Annotated in this window: 8 protein-coding genes and 2 pseudogenes; 6 read left to right on the top strand and 4 right to left on the bottom strand. The window is 69.2% G+C overall.

Annotated elements, in window-relative coordinates:
- Positions 1–2: 2 nt before the first annotated feature.
- Complete coding sequence (locus RB628_RS26100; RefSeq protein WP_318322948.1) at positions 3–980, bottom strand: helix-turn-helix transcriptional regulator; 978 nt, start codon at positions 978–980, stop codon at positions 3–5.
- A gap of 332 nt (positions 981–1,312) precedes the next feature.
- Here RB628_RS26100 and RB628_RS26095 point away from each other — a divergent pair, with 332 nt between their 5' ends.
- The 3 genes from RB628_RS26095 to RB628_RS26085 all read left to right on the top strand — a co-directional run bounded on the left by RB628_RS26095 (position 1,313) and on the right by RB628_RS26085 (position 5,520).
- Entirely contained in the window at positions 1,313–1,666 is a 354-nt protein-coding gene (locus RB628_RS26095; protein WP_318322947.1) for a hypothetical protein, read from the top strand.
- 309 nt (positions 1,667–1,975) lie between these two features.
- Entirely contained in the window at positions 1,976–4,573 is a 2,598-nt protein-coding gene (gene clpB / locus RB628_RS26090; RefSeq protein WP_318322946.1) for an ATP-dependent chaperone ClpB, read from the top strand.
- Positions 4,574–4,989: 416 nt separating this feature from the next.
- Complete coding sequence (locus tag RB628_RS26085) at positions 4,990–5,520, top strand: YbjN domain-containing protein (protein WP_318322945.1); 531 nt, start codon at positions 4,990–4,992, stop codon at positions 5,518–5,520.
- 373 nt (positions 5,521–5,893) lie between these two features.
- Here RB628_RS26085 and RB628_RS26080 read toward each other — a convergent pair whose 3' ends face one another.
- The 3 genes and pseudogenes from RB628_RS26080 to RB628_RS26070 form a co-directional block, all read right to left on the bottom strand.
- Complete coding sequence (locus tag RB628_RS26080) at positions 5,894–6,154, bottom strand: Txe/YoeB family addiction module toxin (protein ID WP_318322974.1); 261 nt, start codon at positions 6,152–6,154, stop codon at positions 5,894–5,896.
- Positions 6,151–6,423, bottom strand: a complete 273-nt coding sequence (locus RB628_RS26075) for a type II toxin-antitoxin system prevent-host-death family antitoxin (protein ID WP_318322973.1) — start codon at positions 6,421–6,423, stop codon at positions 6,151–6,153. The genes RB628_RS26080 and RB628_RS26075 overlap by 4 nt, the downstream gene beginning before the upstream one ends.
- A 103-nt stretch (positions 6,424–6,526) precedes the next feature.
- Positions 6,527–7,399, bottom strand: a pseudogene (locus RB628_RS26070) (aminotransferase class I/II-fold pyridoxal phosphate-dependent enzyme); the annotation flags it as partial.
- A 791-nt stretch (positions 7,400–8,190) separates the two neighbouring features.
- On the opposite strand from RB628_RS26070, the gene RB628_RS26065 reads away from it, so the two are divergent.
- From RB628_RS26065 to RB628_RS26055, 3 genes and pseudogenes are all read left to right on the top strand, one after another.
- On the top strand, positions 8,191–8,709 hold the full coding sequence (locus RB628_RS26065; RefSeq protein WP_318322944.1) for a DUF2617 family protein: 519 nt from the start codon (positions 8,191–8,193) through the stop codon (positions 8,707–8,709).
- 98 nt (positions 8,710–8,807) lie between these two features.
- Positions 8,808–10,451, top strand: coding sequence for a polyamine aminopropyltransferase (locus tag RB628_RS26060; RefSeq protein ID WP_318322943.1), 1,644 nt, complete (start codon positions 8,808–8,810; stop codon positions 10,449–10,451).
- Positions 10,452–10,719: 268 nt separating this feature from the next.
- A pseudogene (locus RB628_RS26055) lies at positions 10,720–11,335 on the top strand (hypothetical protein); the annotation flags it as partial.

Here is an 11,335-nt window from a genome sequence, read left to right as displayed (position 1 = left end):
CCTCAGCGGTCCTGGTCCAGGATTCCCGACTGCGCGATCAGGAACCCGAGCTGGGCGCGGCTGCCGCTGCCCAGGGCGGTGGCCAGCTTGGCGATGTGGGCGCGGCAGGTGCGTACGTTCATTCCGAGGCGGCGGGCGATGGCCTCGTCGACGTGGCCCTCGATGAGTAGCTTGGCGATGGAGTGCTGGATGTCGGTGAGGCCGTCCGGGGCGGTTTCGTAGGGGGCGCCGGCGTTGAGCGGTACCGCCCTGCCCCACATGAACTCGAACACCTTGACCAGGTAGCGGACGAGGCCGGGGTGGCGAAGCTCCAGGGCCATCTGACGGTCGTCGCTGATGGGGATGAAAGCCACGGTCTCGTCGCAGATGATGAGCCGCTCGACGAGTTCGTCGATGGTGCGGTATTCGGCCTTCCCGTCCGCGAAATGGTCCACCCAGGCCAGTCGCTCGGGGCTGTAGCGGGCCGTGTGCTGGTAGAGCGTCCGGATCCGTACCCCTCGCTCGATCAGCGGCCGGTCGCGTTCCAGGGCGGCGATGAGTCTGCCTTCCGGGTGGCGGTGACTCGGCTGCACCGTGACCATCTCGTTCTGGCACTGGGCGGTGGCCAGGTCGAGTGCGGTGTTGATGCGGTCGAGCCCCTCCAGCACCGTGATCGAATGCGTGGACGCTGTCACTTGGGCACTGAGAGCCATGAACGGTTCGAAGGAGTCGGCCAGTTCGATCGACAAACGCCTGCGCTCGGTGATCTCGTGCTCAAGGGGATTAAGACGCTGGGCCAGAGCGACCGACGGGGACACGGGGCGCAGCCAGTTCGCGTCGTCCGGGTCGGGGTGAAGCAGAGTGAACTCCATCAGGCACGGAGCCTCTTCCACGTCCGCGCGGGAGATACGTCCCATGCGAAGCGCATTCGCATAGAGACGACTGCCATCGGCGCACAGCTCCGTCACCGCATGGGGATGTGTCGCTTTAGTCCGATTCATTGTTAAATCTCCACCCCCCAGGGTCCTGAACATGCAGGAACATGATGCATCGATTGTGTGGCCATGACGTGCCCGAATGAGCCATCGTCTTATCCGACGGGGGAAGAGGGACCTTCAAGTGAGGACGAAGCCGACTATGGGTAAGAGAATGCTTCGCTCGGTGCTTGTCGCCGCCTTCTCCGCCGTTGTGGCCTTTGGGGCACTGAGTGGCCTCTCTGTCGAGAAGGGTGACATTCGAGCGGACAGTGCCTGGTCGCTGTCAACCGCCACCGTCGCGTCCGGTGACGACACTAGCGCCGTCGACACCACGGATGACAGTGCGTGGAGCTGACATGACGACTCCGCCCGACGACCGTTCCTTCCGTCGCGAAATGGCCACCGCCTACCGCTCCGGCTGGCACTTCATCGACCTGGTCACCGCCATCCCCCACAGCGGTGACTCGCTGATGGTGACCGTGTTCGGTGAGCCGGTCGTCGTGACGCGGGACGACGAAGAGGATGTCCGGGCGTACCGGTGTCTGCGGCGGCCTCGGGGGGCGCCGCAGCCCGTACGGTGTGCCATCCGGTACGGAATGATCTTTGTGAACCTGGACCAGCGCGACCACCGGCTGGACCACCCCGACGTCTCGGATATCCCCGACCTCCAGGACGTGCAGACCATCGCAGCCACCCCCCGCAGTGCCTGACGCGATTCCCCCGTCGCAGTAGATCGCTCAGGTGCTTCCCCCCAGTAGCGGCGTCACCGTGACCTGAACACGGTGACGCCGCTGCTGTTTCCGGTGAAATATCAGGGTTTGAGCGTGTTCCCTCATGGGTGACGCGCCTGCTCGCTTGGCTGAAAGCAGCCGCCCGCCGCCTCTCCTTCGCCGTCTGTCCGTACTCCAGGGCGGGCGGCTTTTCGGTCTGTCCGCTCCCCGCTCCCACCTTGAGTGGAATAGACTCAACTTTGTGTACGTTGGCTGTGTCAGTCACGAAGTGGAAGGGAGACAGCGACCGTGGACGCCGAGCTGACCAACAGGAGCCGGGACGCGATCAACGCGGCCACCAGCAGGGCCGTGTCCGGGGGGCACCCGGACCTGACCCCCGCGCACCTGCTGCTGGCGTTGCTCGCGGGGGAGGACAACGAGAACATCGTCGACCTGCTGGCCGCTGCCGAGGCCGACCAGGCAGCCGTACGCTCGGGCGCCGAGCGCGTCCTCGCGGGCCTGCCCAGCGTGACCGGCTCGACTGTCGCACCCCCACAGCCCAGCCGGGAACTTCTTTCGGTCATCGCCGATGCGGCCGAACGGGCGAAGGAACTCGGCGACGAGTACCTCTCCACCGAGCACCTCCTCATCGGCATCGCCGCGAAGGGCGGCCCCGCCGGGGACGTACTCTCCCAGCAGGGCGCCGGCGCGAAGAAGCTGCTGGACGCGTTCCAGAAGAGCAGGGGAGGGCGTCGCGTGACCACAGCCGACCCCGAGGGCCAGTACAAGGCGCTGGAGAAGTTCGGCACGGACTTCACGGCCGCCGCCCGCGAGGGCAAGCTCGACCCGGTCATCGGCCGCGACCAGGAGATCCGCCGGGTCGTCCAGGTGCTGTCCCGCCGTACGAAGAACAACCCGGTGCTCATCGGCGAACCCGGCGTCGGCAAGACGGCCGTCGTCGAGGGCCTCGCCCAGCGCATCGTGAAGGGCGACGTACCGGAGTCCCTGAAGAACAAGCGCCTCGTCTCCCTGGACCTCGGCGCGATGGTCGCCGGGGCGAAGTACCGGGGTGAGTTCGAGGAGCGGCTCAAGACGGTCCTGGCGGAGATCAAGGGCTCCGACGGGCAGATCATCACCTTCATCGACGAACTCCACACGGTCGTCGGGGCGGGCGCCGGCGGCGACTCCGCGATGGACGCCGGCAACATGCTGAAGCCGATGCTGGCGCGGGGCGAGCTGCGTATGGTCGGCGCGACGACCCTCGACGAGTACCGCGAACGCATCGAGAAGGACCCCGCCCTGGAGCGACGCTTCCAGCAGGTCCTGGTCGCGGAACCCTCCGTCGAGGACACGATCGCGATCCTGCGCGGCCTCAAGGGCCGGTACGAGGCCCACCACAAGGTCGTCATCGCCGACAGCGCGCTGGTCGCGGCGGCCACACTCTCCGACCGCTACATCACCTCCCGCTTCCTCCCCGACAAGGCGATCGACCTGGTCGACGAGGCGGCGTCACGCCTCCGGATGGAGATCGACTCCTCCCCCCTCGAGATCGACGAACTCCAGCGCGCCGTGGACCGGTTGAAGATGGAGGAACTCGCGCTGGAGAAGGAGACCGACCCGGCCTCGCGCGAGCGCCTGGAACGGCTGCGCCGCGATCTCGCCGACAAGGAGGAGGAGTTGCGCGGCCTGACGGCCCGCTGGGAGAAGGAGAAGCAGTCCCTCAACCGGGTCGGCGAGCTGAAGGAGAAACTCGACGAACTCCGCGGCCAGGCCGAACGGGCCCAGCGCGACGGCGACTTCGACACCGCCTCCAAGCTCCTCTACGGCGAGATCCCCACCCTGGAAAGGGACTTGGAGGAAGCCTCGGAGGCCGAGGAGGAGGCGTCCAAGGACACCATGGTCAAGGAGGAGGTCGGCCCCGACGACATCGCGGACGTGGTCGGCGCCTGGACCGGCATCCCCGCCGGCCGTCTCCTGCAGGGCGAGACCCAGAAACTCCTGCGCATGGAGGAGGAGTTGGGCCGCCGCCTGATCGGCCAGTCGGAGGCGGTCCAGTCGGTGTCGGACGCGGTACGGCGGACCAGGGCCGGTATCGCGGACCCCGACCGTCCGACGGGTTCCTTCCTGTTCCTGGGCCCGACGGGTGTCGGAAAGACGGAGCTGGCGAAGGCACTGGCCGACTTCCTCTTCGACGACGAGCGGGCGATGGTCCGCATCGACATGTCGGAGTACGGCGAGAAGCACAGCGTCGCCCGCCTCGTCGGCGCCCCGCCCGGCTACGTCGGCTACGAGGAGGGCGGCCAGCTGACGGAGGCGGTGCGCCGCCGCCCGTACAGCGTGGTGCTCCTGGACGAGGTGGAGAAGGCCCACCCGGAGGTCTTCGACATCCTCCTCCAGGTCCTGGACGACGGCCGCCTCACGGACGGCCAGGGCCGGACCGTCGACTTCCGGAACGCGATCCTCGTCCTGACGTCGAACCTCGGCAGCCAGTACCTGGTGGAGCCGCTGACGTCGGCGGAGGAGAAGAAGCAGCAGGTGCTGGATCTGGTGCGGGCCAGCTTCAAGCCGGAGTTCCTGAACCGCCTCGACGACATGGTCGTCTTCTCCGCCCTGGACAGGGAGGAACTGGAGCGCATCGCGGGCCTCCAGATCGACCGCCTCGCCAAGCGCCTGGCCGAACGCCGCCTCACCCTGGACGTCACCCCGGCCGCCCGGGCCTGGCTCGCCGACGAGGGGAACGACCCGGCCTACGGCGCCCGCCCCCTCCGCCGCCTCATCCAGACGGCGATCGGCGACCGCCTCGCCAAGGAGATCCTGGCGGGCGAGGTCAAGGACGGCGACACGGTACGGGTGGATGTGTCCGGGGACGGGCTCATCGTGGGACCAGCGACCGGCAAGACGCTCTGAGGGGGAGGCGACGTTCGCGGGGATCCGACCGGGCAACCCGCCGGGGCGGCGGCCCCCGGGAGAGCGTGTGACACGGGCGGGACACCACCCGTGTCAACCTCTCGCTCAGCTCGTCAGCACCCAGACCACGATCAGGGCGAGGAAGCCGGTCACGGCCAGCACGGGCAGCCCCAGGATGAGAGAGAACACCCACCACCTGGTCCGCCCTCGAGGCGCGGTCCCCTCCTCGTGCCCCTGAGTCCCGGTCCCAGTCCCGGTCCCACCCTCTGTTCCTGCCATTGACCCCACCCTTCATGCCCCGGCAGTCCGCTTACGGACAGATCCTGTCAGCTCGGGGCCGAGAGTTCCCGCCCGGGTTGCCACGCCCCTCCCCGCATGGGAGAGGATGGCGGAATCCGTACGAAGGGAAATTCACGGTGACCATCGACCCGTCCTCGATTCCGAACTTCGGGGGCCAGCCCGAGCCGCAGCAGCAAGGACCGGCAGGCCCCGTAGTCCCGGATCAGGACCTTGTGAAGCAGCTCCTGGAACAGATGGAGCTGAAGTACGTCGTCGACGACGAGGGTGACCTCGCGGCGCCGTGGGAGCAGTTCCGTACGTACTTCATGTTCCGCGGTGAGGGTGACCAGCAGGTCTTCTCGGTGCGGACGTTCTACGACCGGCCCCACCAGATCGAGGTGAAGCCCGCGCTTCTGGAGTCGATCGACGACTGGAACCGGCGGACCCTGTGGCCCAAGGTGTACAGCCACACGCACGACGACGGCACCGTTCGCCTGATCGGCGAGGCGCAGATGCTGATCGGGACGGGCGTCAGCCTGGAGCACTTCGTGTCGTCGACGGTGAGCTGGGTGCGGGCCGCGATCGAGTTCGACAAGTGGCTCGTCGAGCAGCTGGGCCTGGAGGAGGAGATCGACGAGGCGGAGAAGCCTGGGGACGACGAGGCGTAGTCCTGCCTGTACGCCTGTGTATGGAGGAGCCCGGCCGGCGAGGCCGGGCTCTCGCCGTTTCCGGGCCGGGGTTCTCCCGCCGCCTCCACCCCTCCCTCGTCACATCCCGGCGTGGGCCGCATCGGCCTCGCCGCTCAGGCACCGGCTGAACAGCCCGAAGCCCGCCCTTCGAACGCGCGTCACTGTCTGGCAGCTCTTCGCGCGACTCCAGTGCCACCGCCACCGGGCGGGCCCCCGCACTGGTGGCGCAGTCCGTCTCCGCCACAGGGGAATCCCTTGCCGTGACCGCTGTGACTGCCGAGTCCGCGCCGCGTGGTCGCTGCGTGATGCTGGGGCCGGCAGAGGCCGTGCGGTGCTCGACCCCTGAGCCCTGTCAGTTTTCGTAGTGGTAGCGGCACTGGGCGATCAGGGCGCCGTCCTCGGTGGCCTTGTAGATCAGTCGGTGCTCGTCGTTGATGCGGCGCGACCAGTAACCCTGGAATCCGTGCTTGAGCGGTTCCGGTTTGCCGATACCTTCGTTGCCGTTCCGGGCGATGTCCGCGATGAGAGTGTTGATGCGCTTCAGGATCTTCCGGTCCTGAAGCTGCCACCACAGGTAGTCCTCCCAGGCGCGGGAGGAGAAAGTGATCTTCAACTCGCGGGCTCTTGTTCGTCGGTGGCCAGCTCGCGTACGGTACCGCCGCCGTTTTCCAGCTCGTCGATGGACGCGAGCAGGCGCCGGGCGTTCGCCGGGCTCCGCAGCAGGTACGCCGTCTCTTTGAGGGACTCGTAGTCCTCCAGGGAGACGATGACGACCGGCTCGTGTCCGGCTCGGGTGATGACGACCTCTTCGCGGTCGTCGGTGACGGAGTTGAGCACCTCGGCGTACCGTGCGCGCGACTCGGAATAGGTCATGGTCTTCACGATCAACCTCCCTGACGTACAAGAAACTGTACGTCGATGCCTGTGGTGTGGCAAGCGGCAGAACCACGGCCGTGACCGGGCTGCTCCGGGCGCGGAAGTTACGTGGCTGGACGGCAGGCGAAGAACAATGCAGCGACCGGTCCCGTAGAGCGGCGGTCAGTGTGCGAACGCCTTGCGGAGCCGCTCCGCCGCGTCGGTCCGGCGTGGATGTGGCCCAGCCCACTTTCCATCCGGTGAACGAAAAGGTCTTCCCGGCGCTCCCGATAGAGACCGTCCGTTCGCGCATCCCGGGGAAGGAGGCCAGCGGCAGATGTCCGGCGTCGTCGAAGACCAGGTGCTCGTACACCTCGTCGGTGACCACCAGCAGGTCGCGCTCCACGGCGAGCTGCGCGATCGCGGTCAGTTCGTCGCGGGTCAGGACCGTGCCCGTCGGGTTGTGCGGGGTGTTGATCAGGAGCAGGCGCGTACGGGGTGTCACGGCCGCCCGCAGCTCGTCCAAATCGAGGCGGAACGAGCCCTCGTAGGGGCGCAGTGTGACCGGTACGCGCGCGGCGCCCGCCATCGCGATGCACGCCGCGTAGGAGTCGTAGTAGGGCTCAAGGGCGATCACCTCGTCGCCGGGCTCCAGCAGCGCCAGCAGGGTCGCCGCGATGGCCTCCGTCGCGCCCACCGTCACCAGAACCTCGCGGTCGGCGTCGTACGACAGTCCGTACCGGCGCTCCTGGTGCGCCGCGATCGCCGTACGCAGCTCGGGGACGCCCGGACCCGGCGGGTACTGGTTTCCGCGGCCGTCACGCAGCGCCCGTACGGCCGCCTCGCGGATCTCCTCGGGGCCGTCGGTGTCCGGGAAACCCTGGCCGAGGTTGATCGAGCCGGTTGCGGCGGCGAGCGCCGACATCTCGGCGAAGATCGTCGTCCCGAACTCGGCGAGCCTGCGGTTGAGGAAGGGGCGTGCGGTGCTGGTCATGGTCGTCATCCTGCGCCGAAGCTCTGGACTTCCTCAACTCTGCTTTGGCAGGTGGGACACGCGGGCATCCCCTGGTCACGCAAGACGGCGAGGCGCCCACGGGGGGCCGTCTCGGGGGAACGAAAGGAGGGTGAATGTCATGGCTGTGGCCATCATCGCCCTTGTCATCCTGGCGGGCTTGTTCATCGTTGTGACCACGACGGTCCGGGCCTCCCGGGTGCGTCGGCGCGGGAGTCGGGGAAGCACCAGCTGGTGGGCCGGCGGAGCGGCGGGCTCCAGCGGTTCCGGCGGTCACTCCGGCAGCGGTACGTCGTGCGGTTCGAATTCTTCCTGCGGTGGGGCCTCGTCCTGCGGTGGCGGGTCCTCCTGCGGGGGAGGCGGGGGCGGATGCGGTGGAGGCAGCTGACACGGGGCAGCTGAGCTCCGGAAGGGGGAACCGCATCCGGATCGGGGGGTGAACGCCCGCCGGAACGACGTGTACGTACACGTCGTTCCGGCGGGCGTTCGTACGACCGCGTGCGGAGTCCGTCGCACGCTCGGGCGTACGCCCTGGTTGAACAGTTGAGCTGTGGAGCCCTCTGAGGGATGGAAACCCCACGAACTTGGGTAAAAACGCTGTGTCGGCGCCACTGTTCATGATTCCCTCTAAACCACCAACACAGCCCCTCGGACGTCCCCTGCCCCCGGACGTTCCCCGTGACTGGGCTGATCTCCCGGTGTCGACCCGTGTCGACCGGAGCGCGCCGGGCCCCCACCTTGTTTCTCCCCACCTCCCCTTTGCGTGCTAGCGGAGCCGATCCATGCTCACGACCCTGAACACCTCCTACACCGACACGCGCGCGGCCGACCTCGCCTGGGCCCTGGGCCGGGAGCCGTTGCCCGCTCTCGCCACCCTCGACATCGAACTGGCGGACACGAAACTCCAGTTGAGACTCCTCGGCGCCTCCCACCAGGTGCTGCTGGAGGATCGGCAGGGCATCTGTTCGGAGACGGTCGCGTGCATCCCCGGTTCCAGCACCCCCCTCCCGCTCGGCGTGGCCAAACGCGTCGACGACTGGGAGTACGAGTTCGCGGCGAGAGTCGAGGTCCTGTCGCCGGGATCGTTCGCCGGGCGCGCCCAGGAACTGCTGGCGCTGGTCGCGGACCATCCGAACGGCCTGGCCGGCGTCTTCCCGGGCAGCCCGCACGCCTTCACTGCGCTGCTGGCACAGCGACACGAGGGGCAGGTGCACTGGCGTACGTGGCACGCCTATCCGCAGGACGGGCAGCTGGTGGCGACCAGGACGCGGGTGGGGGTACGGGTGCCGACGGTCCTCTGAGCGCGGCGCCGGACGTTCACACCAACCTCCTCCGCGTAAACAGAGACCACACGTGTGGGTGACGAAGCGCACCGAGGGTGTGACGTAGCGTTCCCACCGTGATCGAACCGCACGTGCCGGCCCCGCCGGGCAGTCCCCCGTCCTGGGGCGACCCCGCGCGGCTGCCCGTCCGGCCCGGCACCGGCCGGTTCCTGGTCCTCGCCGGCGCCTTCGTCTGTGCGGCCTGCGGACTGGTGTACGAACTGGAACTCGTCGCGCTCGCCTCGTACCTGATCGGCGACTCGGTCACCCAGGCGTCGGTCGTGCTCTCCGTGATGGTGTTCGCCATGGGCATCGGCTCACTTGCGGCGAAGCGCCTGCGCTACCGCGCCGCGGCTGGTTTCGGCGCGATCGAGGCGGCGCTCGCACTGGTCGGCGGGTGCAGCGCGATGGCGCTGTACGCGGTGTTCGCGTGGACCGGCGACTGGGGCGGCATGTGGGCGCACGGCCCCCGCGTCCTTCTCGTCATCTTCTCCCTCGCCATCGGCCTGCTGATCGGCGCCGAGGTGCCGCTGCTCATGGAGCTGATCCAGCGCATCCGCCGCCAGGACGCGGGCGGCGCGGTCGCAGACCTGTTCGCCGCCGACTACGTGGGCGCACTGGTCGGAGGCCTCGCCTTCCCCTTCCTCCTCCTGCCCTGGCTCGGCCAGCTCACCGGCGCCCTGCTCACCGGCACGGTCAACGCGCTGGTCGGCGGGGCCCTCGTCCTCGGACTGTTCCGCCGGGACCTGACCCGGCGCGCACGCTGGCTGCTGGTGGTGGCGAACGTGACAGTGATCGGACTCCTGGCCGCCGCGGCCTTGCTCGTCGACGACTTCGAACGGGCCGCCCGGCAGGCGGTGTACGGCGATGACGTACGAGTGGCGCTCCAGACCGGCGTACAGGAGGTCGTGCTCACGGGCGGCGCCGACGGCCGTCCGCTGGACCTGTTCCTCGACGGCCGGCTGCGGGTCAGCGGGAGCGACGAGCGGCGCTACCACGAAGCGCTCGTCCACCCCGCGATGAACGGCCCCCACGCGCGCGTGCTCGTCCTCGGCGGTGGCGACGGGCTGGCGGCGCGGGAGGTGCTGCGCCATCCGGGCGTACGGCGGGTGGACGTCGTCGAACTCGACGCGGGCCTGGTGCGGCTGGCCCGCCGGGACCCGGCCCTCGCCGCCCTGAACGAGCACGCGTTCGACGACCCGCGTGTCCATGTGACGACGGGGGACGCCTTCGGGCTGCTGCGCGGGGCACGGGCCGCGTACGACGTGGTCGTCTCGGATCTGCCGGATCCGGGCATCACGGCGAGTACGAAGCTGTACTCGCAGGAGTTCTACGGCCTGGCGCGGCAGGTGCTGACGGATGACGGCCGGCTGGTCGTGCACGGCGGGCCGGTCTCCTCACGGCCGCGCGCGTTCTGGACCGTCGAGACGACCATCCGGGCCGCCGGGCTGCGCACGGCGCCCTACCGCGTGGGCGGCCGCGACGCAGGTTTCGCGGCCGGACCGGACCGTACGGCGTCGGGGGCGGCGCGGGCGCCGCACGACTGGGGGTTCGTGCTGGCGACGGCCGGGGGGCCCGCTCCAAGGCTGCGGGTGGACGAGAACGACGGGCCTCGACTGCGGACGCTGACCCAGGCGGGGCTGACGGAGGACGCACGGGCAGCGGCGCGGATGCGGGTGACGGGGTTGAGGCCGTCGACGCTGGTGCATCCGCGCTACTGAGGGAGGAGGGAGGAGGGAGGAGGGAGGGAGGAGAGAGCACGTGAGGACGTGAGGACGTGTGGGTGGAGGGGAAAGGATGGCCGGGTAGGCGCTGATCGTGTCGGGCGGCCAGGTGGTGGAGGCGTCCAGGGGCAGGGAACAGGGGTGGGAGGGAGGGGGCGGGAGGGTACGCCCGGTGGGGCCGCGCGGGTGTGGATGCCGGGGGTTCCCGGCGGAATCGGTGGATGCGGTCGTGCGTCGCGGGTCGTGCTGGGTACTCTCGGGTTTCATGGAGCATGAGGTGTTCGTTCCGGTTCCGGCCGAGCGGCTGAGGAACGTGCTCGCCGACCCCGCGCGCATCGCCCGCGCGGTTCCGGGACTCCAGCAGGACGCGGGCACCGAGCCCGTCGTCTCCGGGGTCGCCGGGCGGCTGAAGGTGCGTATCGGGGGACACACGATCACGTATCGCGGGTCCTTGCGGGTCGTCGCGGCTGTCTCGGACGCCCAGGACGAGGCCCAGGACGACGGGGAGTACGCGTACGTCGTGGAGGGCGACGCCGTCGAGGCGCGCGGCGGTGGGTCGGTGAAGCTGGCGTTGACGCTGCGGGTGCGGGGGATCGAGGGCGAGCGTGGTTCGGCGCTGGTGTTCGGGGGGACGGTGACCGCGGACGGGCGCGTGAACGAGCTGCCGGCGGACGCAGTCGCGGCGGCGGGGGTGCGGTTGCTGCGGCGGTTCGGGGAGAAGTTGGGGGAGGCCGCGGGGGAGGCCGGAGAGTCTGGGCCGGGCGAAGAGTCTGGGCCGGGCGGGGTGGCTGGGGAAGCTCCGGTGGTGGTGGACGTCGAGGTCCCTGAGGTCCCTGAAAGTCCCGTTCCCGGGGTGCCCGACGTTCCCGAGGTCCCTGAAA

The sequence above is a fragment of the Streptomyces sp. ADMS genome (assembly GCF_033441795.1).
In the GTDB taxonomy this organism is placed as follows: Bacteria; Actinomycetota; Actinomycetes; order Streptomycetales; family Streptomycetaceae; genus Streptomyces.
This window is presented reverse-complemented; position numbering and strand designations above follow the sequence as displayed.